Genomic DNA, 14,102 nt, shown 5'->3' on the forward strand with positions numbered 1-14,102 from the left:
CCTCGGTGCTTTCCAGTTCCCCGCTTTTGTTTCGCGGTTTCCTTTCCGGCGGCTCCGACTTTATCAGAAGTTCTGAGCCGGATTTCCCACCCCCCTGGAGAACCAACAGGCCCACACAGTGGCGAACCGGGTTCCCGTCGAGGCGGAGCCGTAAACGTACTGGAGCGGGGCTCCGGGACGCAAATCGCTTGACCTATGGTCTAGCCCCTAGGACTAGACCACGGTTCTGTCGGATCAGGGCCACGGATCGGGCGCTCTCATGCGGAACCGGTACTACATATGACATACGCTGCTGCTCAGTGTGCCGTCGGGAACAAACAGTGACGGTCAAGTACATCTCCGTCCCCCTGGGAGGCTCCTCATGACCACCGTGACGTCCCCGCTCTCCGGTCGGGCCATCGGGCTCGCCGCTGTGCCGGACCCGGTCTTCTCCGGGGCCATGGTCGGTCCGGGTACCGCGATCGACCCGGTCCGGGAGACCGCCGAGGCCGTCGCCCCCGTGGACGGGGTCGTCGTGTCCCTTCACCCGCACGCGTTCGTCGTCGTCGACAGCGAGGGGCACGGTGTGCTCGTACACCTCGGTATCGACACCGTGCAGTTGAACGGTGAGGGGTTCGAGCTGCTGGTGAACAAGGGGGACAGTGTGCGCCGGGGGCAGGCTGTCGTGCGGTGGAACCCCGCGGCGGTCGAGGCGGCCGGGAAGTCGCCGGTCTGTCCGGTCGTGGCACTCGAGGCCACTCCGGACTCCCTCGGGGACGTGAGCGAGAGCGGCGATGTGAAGTCCGGGGACGCTCTGTTCTCCTGGCAGTGATTTGCTGGCGGCAGTGACACACCGGCTGTAGGCCGACGGCCGGTGGAACAGCGCAAGGGCGGCGGGACCCCGCCGCGACCTATCGGAGACGGTGAGATGGAGACAACGCTGCGAGGCGTCGGCGTGAGCCACGGGGTGGCGATCGGCGAGGTTCGGCACATGGGAACGGCGGTCCTGGAGCCGCCCGCCAAGCAGGTCCCCGCGCAAGAGGCGGAGCGCGAGCAGGGGCGCGCCCGGCAGGCCGTGGACGCGGTGGCGGCCGACCTGACGGCGCGGGGCAACCTGGCCGGCGGCGAGGCCCAGGCGGTTCTTGAGGCGCAGGCCATGATGGCCCAGGACCCGGAGCTGATGGCGGACGTGGACCGGCGGATCGCCGTCGGCAGCACCGCCGAGCGGGCCGTGTACGACGCGTTCGCCTCGTACCGGGAACTGCTCGCGGGGGCCGGTGAGTATCTCGCCGGGCGGGTGGCCGACCTCGACGACGTGCGCAATCGGATCGTGGCCCGGCTGCTCGGGGTGCCGATGCCGGGAGTGCCGGACAGTGACGAGCCGTATGTGCTGGTCGCGCGGGACCTGGCGCCGGCGGACACGGCGCTGCTCGATCCGGCGCTGGTGCTGGGGTTCGTGACCGAGGAGGGCGGGCCGACCAGTCACAGCGCGATCCTGGCGCGGGCGCTGGGGGTGCCGGCCGTGGTGGCGCTGCCCGGTGCGGGTGAGCTGCCCGAAGGCACGGTCGTCGCAGTGGACGGCAGCACGGGTGAGGTCTTTGTCGGTCCGGACGAGGAGAAGAAGGCTCAGTTGACGGCCGCTGCCGCGGAGCGGAAGGCCGCGCTGGCGGCGTCCTCGGGGCCGGGGGTGACGGCGGACGGGCACAAGGTGCCGTTGCTGGCGAACGTCGGTGGTCCGGCGGATGTGCCGGCCGCCGTCGAGGCGGGTGCGGAGGGCGTGGGTCTGTTCCGTACCGAGTTCCTGTTCCTGGACGACAGCAAGAGCGCGCCGTCGGAGGAGAAGCAGGTCGAGGCCTACCGTCAGGTGCTGGAGGCGTTCCCCGAGGGGCGGGTCGTCGTACGGGTGCTGGACGCGGGGGCGGACAAGCCGCTGGAGTTCCTGACGCCGGCGGACGAGCCGAACCCGGCGTTGGGGGTGCGGGGGCTGCGGGCGTTGCTGGATCATCCGGAGGTGCTGCGGACGCAGCTGACCGCGCTGGCGAAGGCGGCGGAGGGGCTGCCTGTCCATCTGGAGGTCATGGCGCCGATGGTGGCGGACCGGGCGGACGCGCGGGCGTTCGCGGAGGCCTGCCGGGCGGCCGGGCTGCGGGCGAAGTTCGGTGCGATGGTGGAGATTCCGTCGGCGGCGCTGCGGGCGCGGTCGATTCTTCAGGAGGTCGAGTTCCTTTCGCTGGGGACGAACGATCTCGCGCAGTACACCTTCGCGGCCGACCGGCAGGTCGGTGCGGTGTCGCGGCTCCAGGACCCTTGGCAGCCGGCGCTGCTGGATCTGGTGGCGCTGTCCGCGGAGGCGGCGGGCGCGGAGGGGAAGAGCTGTGGGGTCTGCGGTGAGGCCGCGGCGGATCCGTTGCTGGCGTGTGTGCTGACGGGTCTGGGGGTCACCTCGCTGTCCATGGGGTCGGCGTCGATTCCTTATGTGCGGGCGGCGCTGGCGAAGCACACGCTGGCGCAGTGCGAGCGGGCGGCGGCTGCGGCGCGGGCCGCTGACAGTGCCGAGGAGGCGCGGGCCGCCGCGCAGGCGGTGCTGTCGGGCGAGTAGTCGGAGGGCGGGCCGGTTCGGTCCGGGGAGGGGCGTCCTGCTTTCGAGTGGGGCGCCCCTCCCCGTTGTGTGCGCCGAGGTCGGGGTCCGGGGCTCTGTCAGTGATGGTGGCCGGGCGGGCTGAGGGCTTCGCCGAGGTCGGGTGGGGCGCAGTAGTCGACGTGGGGTTCGGGGGCGATGAGGTCGCCTGATTCGGCGTCGGTGCAGTAGGCGTCGAAGACTTCGGCGGCGGTGAGGGGGGTGAGTCCTTCGGCGGTGAGGCGCCAGCCGTAGACGCGTTCGCGGGTTCCGGGGGTGCTGACGCGGATGACGAGGCCGCCGGCGCGGCGGGTGGCGATGCCGAGGGCGAGGACGGTGGTGAATTCGAGGGCTTCGGTCTCGTCGAGCCGGGTGGTGCCTTGGGGGGTGGATTCGGCGTGGAGGGAGGTGACGAGGGTTTCGGGGTGGGTGGAGACGCTGCACACGAGGTGGCGTTTGCCGGGTGGGGCGGTGTCGAGGATGCGGGTGAGGAGGGTGGAGGCGCGGGAGAAGGAGGCGCGGCCGATGTCCTCGCCGCAGCCGGCGCAGGGGCCGAGGCGGGCGAGGAGGGTGGCGGCGTACTCCCAGGTGGCGTGGCGGACGGCTTCGTCGACGAGGGCGGGGAGGAGGTCGGTCAGGGGCCTGCCGTCGTAGGGGACGGTGGGGCCTGTGGTGGCGAGGCGGGCCGTGTAGTGGGTGCGGCTGTGCGGGGTGTCGGGGTCGAGGCCCTGGTCCGCGCAGAATTCGGCGTAGTCCTGGGGGTCGAAGAGGGCGATGGCGGTGAGCTGGCCTTCGGCGGCACGGATTTTGAGGATGGCTTCGATCTGGCGGAGGTAGGTGCCGTGGTTGTCGAAGGCGAAGCTGCGGTAGCGGCGCATGGCGCGGAAGTCGTGTTCGTCGGTGAGCAGGCCGATGGTGCCGGCGATCTCTCGGCGCAGGACGCGGCGCATGGTCCGTTGGTCGGTGTAGGCCGTCATGGTTCCCCCTGTGGTGCAGATCGGTCGATCAATGCTCACTCACAGTAACCGGCACCACTGACAACGGGGTCCGGGCGAGGCGTTCGCGGACGAGGCGGTGCTGGATCGCGCAGGTCAGGGCGGTGGTGGTGCCGAACGCGGCCCAGCCGAGGGGGCCGGTGGCGATGGCGGCGGTGACGGCGAGCGGGCCGATGCTGCGCTGGGTGGCCTGGGCGAGTCCGTGGACGCCGAGGTAGGCGCCCTGGGCGGTGTCGGGGGCGAGGGCGACGGAGAGTTCCCAGGCGGTGGTGGCGTGGAGGATCTCGGCGAGGGTGAAAGCGGTGGCTGCCGCGGTGAGGAGGAGGATCGCGGTGGCGGGTCCCGCGGTGTCGGCGAGGGCCATGGCGGCGCCGCCGGTGGCGAAGGCGGCTGCGATGGGGGCGAGGAGTCCGCGGGCGGCGCGGGGGGTGGTGCCGAAGCGGGCGAGGGGGACTTGGAGGGCGACGACGAGGATGTTGTTGAGGACCATGAGCAGGGGTGAGAAGCCTGGTGGGACGGCGTCGGTGTGGGCGATCCAGAGCGGGAGGCCGACTTTGAAGACGGCGTCGTCGAGGCAGAGGACGGTGTCGGTGGCGACGTAGGCGAGGTAGGTGCGGTCGCGCCAGGGGCTGTGCGGGCGGGTGGTGGGGGCGGGGGCCGCGGAGCCGGTGACGGTGCGGGCGGGTGAGGGGGGTTCGCCGCAGCGGAGGGTGAGGAGGGCGACGGCGGCGAAGGAGAGGGCGTCGCCGGTGAGGAGCCAGCGGTAGGCGGCTTCGCTGCCGAGGGTGAGGGCGGCTGCCGCGGCGAGTCCTCCGATGGCCCAGCCGGCGTTGGCGACGGTGCGCTGGACGGCTTGGTAGCGGACGCGGTCGGGGCCCGCGACGCGGGTGGCGTAGAGCTTGGTGAGGACGCTGCTGGCGCGGTCGCCGAAGCCGCCGAGGGCGGTCAGGGCGAGGAGGAGGGCGTAGTGGTCGGTGGTGAGGAGGCCGAAGGAGCCGATGGCGCGCAGGAGTTGGACGGCGACGAGGACGCGGGTGAGGGGGAAGCGGTCGGCGAGCCGGCCGCCGAGGGGTGCGCCGGCGATGCCGAGGGCTCCGGCGGTGGCGGCGAGGGTGCCGGTCTGGGCGAGGGAGAGGTGGGCGACGTAGGTGAAGTACAGGACGGAGACGGAGGCCCACAGTCCGCTTCCGATGCGGTCGACGAGGGCGATGGTGAGCATGCGGCGGCCGTCGGGGCCGCCGGGTATGCGGGGTTTGCGGGTGGCTGCTTCTTCTGTCGCTGCGCGGCGTTCTCGCGGCACGGCTCCCCCTTGCGCTGTCATTTGTATTGATACATAATCATCAATGTGGCAACACAATATGCGATCAGTGGGACGACGGCCAAGGAGATCGCCGCGTCCGTGGAACAGGGCGTGGCCGAGGGGGCTTTGGGCCCGGGCGCCGCGCTGCCCCCCGTGCGGCGGCTCGCGGACGGCCTGGGCGTGAGCCCTGGGACGGTCGCCACCGCGTACAAGGAGCTGCGCGCGCGGGGCATCGTGGTGACCCGGGGCCGGGGCGGGACGGTGGTCGCCGCCGTCCCGGCGGTGGCTCCGCGCCGTCCGCCGAAGGTGCCTGAGGGGCTGCGGGACCTGGCCGGCGGGCATCCCGATCCGCTGCTGCTGCCGGGCCTCGCGCCGCCCTCGCGGCTGTCCCCCGGCGCCCGTTCGCACCGGTCGACGCCCCGGCTCGCGCGGCTGGAGGAGGTCGTGCGGGAGTGGCTGCGGCCCGACGGGGTGCCGGTGGAGCACGTGACGTTCGCCCATGGGGCGCTCGATCTGGTGGCGCGGCTGTTCTCCGTGGAGCTGCGGCCCGGGGACGCCGTGGCGATGGAGGACCCCGGGTATCACCATCTGCTGGACCTGGTGGCCGCTCTGGGGCTGCGGGTGGTGCCCGTGGCGGTGGACGACCAGGGGCTGCGGCCCGAGGCCCTGCGCGCGGCACTGCGGGCCGGGGTGCGGGCGGTGGTGTACAGCCCGCGCGCGCAGAACCCGTACGGCGGCTGCTTCACGCGCGCGCGTAGGGACGCGCTCGCCGAGGTCCTGGGGGCGGCGCCGGACGTGCTGGTGGTGGAGAACGACCATGCCTCGGAGGTCTCCGGCGCGCCTTTGTGGACGCTGGCCGACGGGCCCGCGCGGTGGGTGCATGTGCGGACGGTGAGCAAGTTCCTGGGCACCGACCTGCGGTGGGCGGCGGCGGCCTGTGACGCGACGACGCTGGCCCGGCACGACGGGCGGCTGCTGCTGACCTCGGGGTGGGTGAGCCATCTCCTCCAGGAGACGGTGCTCGGGCTGATGACCGACGACGGCACGCGCGCGCTCGTGACGCGCGCGCGGGATGCCTATGCGCTGCGCCGGACGGCGCTGCTGGAGGAGCTGTCCGCGCGCGGGATCGTCGCGCACGGGGCGGGCGGGATGAATGTGTGGGTACCCGTGCGGGACGAGTCGGCGGTGGTCAACGGGCTGCGGTCGTACGGCTGGTGGGTCGCGGCCGGGGCGCGGTTCCGGGTGGCGGCGGGGCCCGGGGTGCGGATCTCGGTGGCGGGGCTCGAGCCGGACGACGGGGGGCGGCTGGCGGTGGACTTCGCGGCGGTGCTGGGTGAGTCCGAGGCCACCTATGGAGGCTGATCGCTCTTTGCCGGGGCTCCTTAGGGAGCCGCCCTCCATAAGTGGCCCCCTAGGGAACCGCTTCTCCCTAGGGATCCCCGTCAGCTCCGTGTGCGGGCCAGCTCCTCGTAGAAGTGCAGGAGGTCCAGGTTGTCGATGGACCCGGGGTTGACGGCCTTCTCCAGGGGGGTGCCCTGGAGGAGGCGTTTGACGGGGACCTCGATGCGTTTGCCGGTGAGGGTGTGGGGGATGCCGGGGACCTCGACGACCTCGTCGGGGACGTGGCGCGGGGAGAGCTGTTCGCGGATGGCCTGTCTGATGCGGGCGAGGAGGGCGTCGTCGAGGACGGAGCCGGGTGTCAGGTGCACGAAGAGGGGCATCCAGTAGCCGCCGTCGGGCTGTTCGACGCCGATGACCAGGGATTCCTTGATCTCGGGGAGGCGTTCGACGACTTCGTAGATGTCGGCGGAGCCCATGCGGACGCCCTGGCGGTTGAGGGTGGAGTCGGAGCGGCCGTGGATGACGACCGTCCCGCGCGCGGTGACGGTGATCCAGTCGCCGTGGCGCCAGACGCCGGGGTAGGTGTCGAAGTAGCTGTCGTGGTAGCGGCTGCCGTCGGGGTCGTTCCAGAAGCGGATCGGCATGGACGGCATGGGGGCCTTCACGACGAGTTCGCCGACCTCGTCGACCACCGGGTGCCCGTCCGGGTCCCAGGCCTCCAGGTCGGTGCCGAGGCAGGCGGCCTGGAGTTCGCCGGTGTACACCGGGAGGGTGGGTACGGCGCCCGCGAAGCAGGAGCAGACGTCGGTGCCGCCGCTGACGGAGGCGATCCACAGGTCGGCGCGGACTTCGTCGTGCAGCCAGCGGAAGCCGTCGGGCGGGAGCGGGGAGCCGGTGGTGGCGACGCACCGGACGCGTGAGAGGTCGTAGTCCCGCGCGGGGTGCACGCCGGCTTTGCGGCAGGCCATCACATAGGCGGCCGACGTGCCGTAGAGGGTGGCGCCGGTGCGTTCGGCGACGCTCCACTGGGCGCCCGTGCCGGGGTACCCGGGGCTGCCGTCGTACAGGACGACCGTGGTGCCCGTGAGGAGGCCGGAGACGAGGAAGTTCCACATCATCCAGCCGGTGGAGGTGTACCAGAAGAGGCGGTCCTCGGGGCCCAGGTCGCAGTGCAGGCCCAGTTGTTTGAGGTGTTCGACCAGGATGCCGCCCTGGGACTGGACGATGGCCTTGGGCAGTCCGGTGGTGCCGGAGGAGTACAGGACCCACAGCGGGTGGTCGAAGGGGACCTGTTCGAAGACGGGTTCCTCGTCGGCGGCCGTCAGGGCGGCCCACTCCAGGGCGCCTTCGGGGGCGGGCGTGTCCAGGAGGGGGATGTGGACGACCGCGCGGAGGGTGGGCAGTTCGCGGCGGAGTTCGGCGACGGTGTCGCGGCGGTCGTGCTCCTTGCCGCCGTAGCGGTAGCCGTCGACGGCGAACAGGACGACGGGTTCGACCTGCTGGAAGCGGTCGAGGACGCTGCGGGCGCCGAAGTCGGGCGCGCAGGAGGTCCATACGGCGCCCACGGCGGCTGTGGCGAGCAGGGCGGTCACCGCCTGCGGGACGTTCGGGAGATAGCCGCTGACGCGGTCTCCCGGGCGTACGCCGAGGCCGCGCAGGGCGGCGGCCAGGGAGCCGACCTGGCGGCGCAGTTCGGCCCAGGTGACCGCGCGGGGTTCGTGGGTCTCGTCGACGTGCAGGAGGGCCGGTTCGTGCGCGCGCGTGGCGGCGGTGCGCAGGGCGTGTTCGGCGTAGTTGAGGGTGGCTCCGGTGAACCATTGGGCGCCGGGCATGGCGGGGTCGGCCAGTACGCGCGCGTAGGGCGTCGAGAAGCGGACGTCGAACCATTGGGTGACGGCCGTCCAGAACGCCTCGGGTTCGTCGACGGACCAGCGGTGCAGGGCGGGGTAGCCGCCGTCGGCGGGGGCGCCGTGCCTGGTCGCCGCCCAGGCCTGGAACCTGGTGACCTTCGCGCGGGCGATACGCTCGGGGCCCGGCTGCCAGAGCGGCTGGGGGTTCAGGGTCGGCATGCGGCGGCTCCCGGGCTGTGCGCGTGACGCGGCGGCTGACACGGACGATGCCATGTGATCGACTTCTGCACCAGGGTGCGCTCCGCCGGGCGGCGGTCGTGAAGATCCGGTCCCGCCCTGGGTGAACGGCAGTTGAACGGCACGCGCGCGTGGAGCGCTCAATGGCAGGGTGAGCAGCATGAACGGTCGTGACCTGGTGCGTTCGGTGAGGATGGTCGGTTTCGTGGGGGCGACGCAGGGGTTGCGTACGGTCCGGGCGGCGTGGCGCAGGCGGCGCGCGGACGCGTCGGGGCTGGTGCCCCGGGGGGCCGAGCGGGCACGGGTGCCCGGTCCGGTGCGGGAGGCGGAGCCGGGGCCCGGCGGGGGCGTCGTGCGGTTCGAGCGGTCGGAGCTGCGGGTCCTGGTGGCGGTCAACGGTGCCGTGTTCTGGGGCTGGGACGGGGCTTCTCCCGACCCGTCGTACGCGTTGGCGGGAAAGTGCCCGGAGCCCGATCCGCGGGCCGTCCTGGAGCCCGACAAGGACGGCGGCTGGCGGGTGGTGGCCGAGCGGGTGACGGTGACGGTGTCGCGGCACGGGGCGATCGAGGTGTGCACGCCCGGCGGGGTGGTGCTGCGGCGTGATCTGCCGCCGCGCTGGTGGGAGCCGCTGGACGGGGGTCCCGCGCGCTGGATGCAGCGTTCCGAGGTCGCGGCGGACGCGCGGTTCTTCGGGCTGGGCGGGCGCGCGGACGGGCCCCGGCTGCGCGGGGGGACGTACCGGCTGTGGAACACCGACCCGGGCGGTTCGTTCGCGCCGGGGGACGATCCGCTGTACATCACGATGCCGGTGCAGATGGTGGTCGCGGACGCGGGCACCCATCTGGTGTTCCACGACACGTCCTGGGACGGCACGGTGACCCTCAAGGAGGGCGAGGAGGGGGCCGGTTCGGGGCACGACCGGGGCGGTTCGTGCGAGGTGCGGGTGGAGGGCGGGCCGCTGCGCTGCTGGGTCGTCGTCGGCACTCCCGCGCGCGTGCTGCTCGGCTGGGCGTCGCTCACGGGCGCGCCCGCGCTGCCGCCGTCCTGGGCGCTGGGCTACCACCACGCGCGCTGGGGCTTCGGCAGCGAGCAGGAGGTGCGGCGGGTCGTCGCCGGCTACCGGGAGCACGGGCTGCCCCTGGACGCCGTCCACCTGGACATCGACCACTACGACGCGCACCAGGTGTTCACCGTCGACCAGGAGCGCTTCCCCCAGCTGCCCCAATTGGCCGAGGAGTTGCGGGCGGACGGTGTCCGGCTGGTGTCGATCGTCGACCCGGCGGTGCGCGCGGAGCCGGGCAACGCGGTGTACGACGCCGGGGCGGAGCGGGACGCGTTCGTGCGGGACGCCTCGGGGCAGGTCGTGCGCGGGGTGGTGTGGCCGGGCGAGTCGGTGTTCCCGGACTTCACCCAGCCGCGCGTGCGCGCGTGGTGGGGCGAGCTGTACGCGGAACGGCTGGAACAGGGGTTCGCCGGGTTCTGGCACGACATGAACGAGCCGACGTCGTTCGCCGCGTTCGGCGACACGACGCTGCCGAGATCGGCGCGGCACGACCTGGAGGGCCGCGGCGGAGACCATCGCGAGGCGCACAACGTGTACGCCCTGTGCATGGCCAGGGCGGGCCACGAGGGCCTGCGCGGGCTCGTCCCGGACGAGCGGCCGTTCCTGTTCTCCCGGTCCGGCTGGGCGGGCATGCAGCGCTACGGCGGGACGTGGTCGGGGGACGTCGGCACGGGCTGGCCGGGGCTGCGGGCGTCGCTGGCGCTGGTGGTGGGGCTCGGGCTGTGCGGGGTGCCCTATTCGGGGCCGGACGTCGGCGGGTTCGACGGGAGTCCGTCGCCGGAGCTGTACCTGCGCTGGTTCCAGCTGGGCGCCTATCTGCCGCTGTTCCGCACGCATTCGGCGCTCAAGGCGGGGCGCAGGGAGCCGTGGGAGTTCGGGCCCGAGGTGCTTCAGCACGCGCGCGAGGCGCTGCTGGAGCGGCGGCGGCTGCTGCCGTACTTCGTGACGCTGGCGCAGCTCGCGCGGCGCACCGGGGCGCCCTATGTGCGGCCCCTGTGGTGGGGCGCGCCGGAGGACCGGGCACTGCGGGACTGCGAGGACGCGTTCCTGCTGGGCGACTGTCTGCTGGTGGCGCCGGTGCTCGGGCCGAACGTCGACCGGAGGGCGGTGCAGCTGCCCAAGGGGCTGTGGTACGACACGGCGACCGGGCGGTCGTACGAGGGGCCCGGGCAGGTGCTGCTGGACGCTCCCCTGGGGCGGGTGCCGGTGCTCGCGCGCGCGGGGGCCGTGCTCCCAGTACGGGGGGACGACGGCGGTCTTGAGCTGGAGGTGTGGGCGCCCGCCCAAGGGCGGACGGGCGGCGGTCTTGTGGTGCGGGACGGGGGCGACGGCTGGGAGGAGCCGGAGATCGAGCGCTACGTCACCCGCTGGGCGGACGGGCGGGTCGTCGTGGAGCGGGAGGGCGAGGACGGCGTGCGTGAGCCGTCCTGCCCGGTGCGGCTGCGGGGGCCGGCTCAGACGTAGCGGCCCTCGAAGAACGCCCGTACGGCGAGGGTGTGCAGGGGGAAGGCCAGCTCCTCGGGGCGGCGCAGGAGCTGCCAGCCGTCCGTCTCGTCGGTCTCGGCGGACGCCGGCAGCCGGTCGGCGGGCCGCTCGGGGAGCATCCCGAACAGCAGGAGGTGGCCGTCGCCGCTGCTCATGGCGTCCGCGAGGCGTACGTCCCGGCTCGCGGCGTCGATGCCGGTCTCCTCCTTGAGCTCGCGGACGACGGCGTGCTTCCAGTCCTCCCGGTCGTCGATGTACCCGCCGGGCAGGGCGAGGCCCCCGCGCGCGGGGTCGATCGTCCGCGTGACGACGACCAGGGCGGTGCCCTGGGTGTCGTACACGGGCTGTAGGGCGATCGCGACGGGCAGGGGGTTGCGGTAGTGCACGGTGGAGCAGGCCGGGCAGATGCGGGGCCAGCCGGTGACGCCCTCCCCATAGGGGGCTCCGCAGCTCGAACAGTGGCTGTCCCGTGCGGAGTTCGAAGTGGTGTGCTGAGTTTCTGACACGCGGCGGACTGTACCCAAAGAAGGGGTGGGCGTCTTGTTGACGGGTTTCAATCCCCCCTGGTGAGGGATTTACGGGAGTTGGGGAAGTCGAAGTACGTGTCGGGATAAGCCTCAGGCTTGTAGGTGAAGTGCCACCATTCCTCGGCGAGGTTGACGAAACCGAGACTCTCCAGGGTGTTCTTCAGCAGCAGTCGATGGGCGCGCTGTTGACCCCGGACGCGCGGGTCGAGGGTGTGCGACAGGGTGTCGAAACAGTCGTAACCGGTCCCCATGTCGACCGAGTTGTCGGGGAAACGCTCTCCCTTGGGTGCGTGGCAGGGCTCCAGGGGTTCGCCGGGGACATAGGGGCGGGTCGGGCGGGCGGGGAGCTTCACCAGGGTGACGTCCAGGGTGGAGCCGCGGCTGTGTCCTGACTTCTCGGCGATGTAACCGTCCGCGAAGAGGCGGGACTTGTCGACGTCCGGGTAGAACTCCCCTTTCATCGCCTGGTCGTCGAGGTCCTTCGCCCAGCGGACGAAGTGGTCGACCGCGCGCTGGGGGCGGTAGCAGTCGTAGACCTTCAGGGTGTGGCCCCGGGGCAGCAGGCGGGTCTGCGCGCGGTGGAGGGCCTGGGCTGCGGGGCGGGTGAGGATGCACAAGGGCTGGCGGTAGCCGGCCACGGGTTCGCCGACGAAGTTGTGGGGCGTGACGTAGCGGATCTCCTGGAGGATCGTGGGGTCGACGTCCGCCAGGGCGACGAAGCCGGCGGGGGCCTTGGGGTCGGTGGGCGCCTGCGCGTGTGCGGGCGCGGGGGCGAGGGTCAGGGCGGGCAGGGCGGTGAGGGAGCCGCGGAGGGCTCCGGGGCGGCGTGTCATGGGCCGGTGTCGTCGTGTCATGGGCTGATCACTTCCCCCGCCTCGCCGCGCGCCCACCTCCCTTCAGGCGCGGCGTGCACCGCGCCCTGCCCATTTGCGGGCGCCCGTGGCACACTCCTGACGTTCCGTCAGATCTCGGTGCGGGGAGGTCTCGTGGCACGTGTGCGCAGGCCCGTGGTGGACGGCTGGTTCACCGGGGAGGGCGACGGTTTCAGGCTGCTCGGGACGCGCTGTGCGGTGTGCGCGGCGGTGTTCTTCCCCCGGGAGGACGTCCACTGCCGCAACCCGGCCTGCGCGGGGGGTGAGCTGGCGGAGGTGGCGCTGTCGCGGCGGGGGCGGGTGTGGTCGTACACCGACTGCCGTTACCGGCCGCCGTCACCCTACGTGAGCGACCGGGAACTTCCGTGGGTGCCGTACGCGTTGGTCGCGGTAGAGCTGGTGGCGGAAGGGATGGTGGTGCTGGGGCAGGCGGCCGAGGGGGTGGGGGTCGCGGATCTGGCGGTGGGGACGGAGGTGGAGCTGGTGCCGGGGGTGCTGGGTGAGGACGGCGAGGCGGTGTGGACGACATGGTGGTGGCGGCCCGTGGAGGTGGGGGCGTGACGGCGGACGTGGCGGTGCTGGGTGTGGGGCTGCACCCCTGGGGCAAGTGGGGGCGCGGGTTCGCCGAGTACGGCGTGACGGCCGCGCGGGCGGCGCTCGCGGACGCGGGGGTCGGCTGGCGGGAGGTCGACGCGGTCGTCGGCGCGGACACCGTGCGCGGGGGCTATCCCGGGTACGTCGCCGGGGCGACCTTCGCGCGGGCGCTGGGGTGGCAGGGCGCGCGGGTGACGAGCGTGTACGCGGCGTGCGCCTCGGGTGCGCAGGCGATCGACGTGGCGCGGGCGCGCATCCTCGCGGGGCTGTCCGAGGTGGTCCTGGTGGTGGGGGCGGACGCGGCGCCCAAGGGGTTCTTCCGGCCGGCCGGCGGCGAGCGCCCCGACGACCCGGACTGGCTGCGCTTCCGGCTCCTGGGGGCGACGAACCCGGCGTACTTCGGGCTCTACGCGCGCAGGCGCATGGCGGTGTACGGCGACACCCTGGAGGACTTCGCCCGGGTCAAGGTGAAGAACGCGGCCTGGGGGGCGCTGAATCCGAACGCCCGCTATCGCGCGCGGGTGACGGCCGAGGAGGTCGCCGCCTCCCCGGTGGTGGCCGATCCGCTGCGGCTGCTGGACATCTGCGCGACCTCCGACGGCGGGGCCGCAATCGTCCTGGCCGGCGTGGAGTACGCGCGCCGGCGCGGGATCGCCGAGCCGGTGCGCGTCCGCGCGGTGTCGACGGTGACGCCGAGCTACCCGGTGACGGTCCTGGACCTCCCGGACCTCGCCACGGACGCGACGACCGGAGCCGGAGCAACCGCGCGGACCCTGCGGGCCTCCATCGCGCGGGCCGCCTACGAGGAGGCTGGCCTCGGGCCCGGGGATCTGTCGCTGGCCGAGGTGTACGACCTGTCGACCGCCCTGGAGCTCCAGTGGTACGAGGACCTCGGGCTGTGCGGCGCAGGGGAGGGCGCGAAGCTGCTGCGGGAGGGGGTGACCGGGCCGGGCGGGCGGGTTCCGGTGAACCCGAGCGGCGGGCTCGCGTCCTTCGGGGAGGCGGTGCCGGCGCAGGCGATCGCCCAGGTGTGCGAGCTGGTGTGGCAGCTGCGCGGGCGGGCGGGGGCCCGGCAGGTGCCGGGGGCGCGGGTGGGGATCACCGCGAACCAGGGGCTGTTCGGGCATGGTTCGGCGGTGGTCGCGGTGCGGTGAGGAAAGGGGCGGGCCGCCAGTCGTGAAAGGCGGCTGCGCGGGGCAGACGGAGTCGGAGAGCGATCGGTCGTGAGCCAAGGGGGCGTGT

11 protein-coding genes are annotated in these 14,102 nt (G+C 73.0%); 6 read left to right on the top strand and 5 right to left on the bottom strand.

Annotated features, from left to right (window positions below; genetic code table 11):
- Positions 1 to 361 precede the first annotated feature (361 nt).
- On the top strand, positions 362 to 811 hold the full coding sequence (locus ACYUD3_RS28545; RefSeq protein WP_470975750.1) for a PTS sugar transporter subunit IIA: 450 nt from the start codon (positions 362 to 364) through the stop codon (positions 809 to 811).
- Positions 812 to 907: 96 nt separating this feature from the next.
- On the top strand, positions 908 to 2,578 hold the full coding sequence (gene ptsP / locus ACYUD3_RS28550) for a phosphoenolpyruvate--protein phosphotransferase (protein WP_470975753.1): 1,671 nt from the start codon (positions 908 to 910) through the stop codon (positions 2,576 to 2,578).
- A gap of 98 nt (positions 2,579 to 2,676) precedes the next feature.
- On the opposite strand, the gene ACYUD3_RS28555 is transcribed toward ptsP, so the two are convergent.
- The gene (locus ACYUD3_RS28555) at positions 2,677 to 3,573 is read right to left on the bottom strand and encodes a hypothetical protein (RefSeq protein WP_470975755.1); all 897 of its coding nucleotides are present in this window, start codon (positions 3,571 to 3,573) and stop codon (positions 2,677 to 2,679) included.
- A 28-nt stretch (positions 3,574 to 3,601) separates the two neighbouring features.
- Positions 3,602 to 4,891, bottom strand: coding sequence for an MFS transporter (locus ACYUD3_RS28560; RefSeq protein WP_470975758.1), 1,290 nt, complete (start codon positions 4,889 to 4,891; stop codon positions 3,602 to 3,604).
- 45 nt (positions 4,892 to 4,936) lie between these two features.
- Here ACYUD3_RS28560 and ACYUD3_RS28565 point away from each other — a divergent pair, with 45 nt between their 5' ends.
- Positions 4,937 to 6,253: an aminotransferase class I/II-fold pyridoxal phosphate-dependent enzyme gene (locus tag ACYUD3_RS28565; RefSeq protein ID WP_470975761.1), complete on the top strand. Its 1,317-nt coding sequence runs from the start codon at positions 4,937 to 4,939 to the stop codon at positions 6,251 to 6,253.
- A gap of 80 nt (positions 6,254 to 6,333) precedes the next feature.
- Here ACYUD3_RS28565 and ACYUD3_RS28570 read toward each other — a convergent pair whose 3' ends face one another.
- Positions 6,334 to 8,301, bottom strand: coding sequence for an acetoacetate--CoA ligase (locus ACYUD3_RS28570; protein ID WP_470975764.1), 1,968 nt, complete (start codon positions 8,299 to 8,301; stop codon positions 6,334 to 6,336).
- A gap of 178 nt (positions 8,302 to 8,479) precedes the next feature.
- Between ACYUD3_RS28570 and ACYUD3_RS28575 the strand changes: the two genes are divergently transcribed.
- Entirely contained in the window at positions 8,480 to 10,846 is a 2,367-nt protein-coding gene (locus tag ACYUD3_RS28575; protein WP_470975767.1) for a glycoside hydrolase family 31 protein, read from the top strand.
- Here ACYUD3_RS28575 and ACYUD3_RS28580 read toward each other — a convergent pair.
- Positions 10,837 to 11,373, bottom strand: a complete 537-nt coding sequence (locus tag ACYUD3_RS28580; protein ID WP_470975770.1) for an NUDIX domain-containing protein — start codon at positions 11,371 to 11,373, stop codon at positions 10,837 to 10,839. The two genes, ACYUD3_RS28575 and ACYUD3_RS28580, sit on opposite strands and share 10 nt — an antisense overlap.
- Before the next feature lie 47 nt (positions 11,374 to 11,420).
- Positions 11,421 to 12,227, bottom strand: coding sequence for a M15 family metallopeptidase (locus ACYUD3_RS28585; RefSeq protein ID WP_470976335.1), 807 nt, complete (start codon positions 12,225 to 12,227; stop codon positions 11,421 to 11,423).
- Between the two features lie 174 nt (positions 12,228 to 12,401).
- On the opposite strand from ACYUD3_RS28585, the gene ACYUD3_RS28590 reads away from it, so the two are divergent.
- Positions 12,402 to 12,827 (top strand): Zn-ribbon domain-containing OB-fold protein, encoded by a 426-nt coding sequence (locus ACYUD3_RS28590; RefSeq protein ID WP_470976337.1) that lies wholly within the window; start codon positions 12,402 to 12,404, stop codon positions 12,825 to 12,827.
- On the top strand, positions 12,824 to 14,014 hold the full coding sequence (locus tag ACYUD3_RS28595; protein ID WP_470975773.1) for a lipid-transfer protein: 1,191 nt from the start codon (positions 12,824 to 12,826) through the stop codon (positions 14,012 to 14,014). The genes ACYUD3_RS28590 and ACYUD3_RS28595 overlap by 4 nt, the downstream gene beginning before the upstream one ends.
- Positions 14,015 to 14,102: the final 88 nt, after the last annotated feature.

The organism is Streptomyces sp. AMJ-169 (assembly GCF_055597585.1).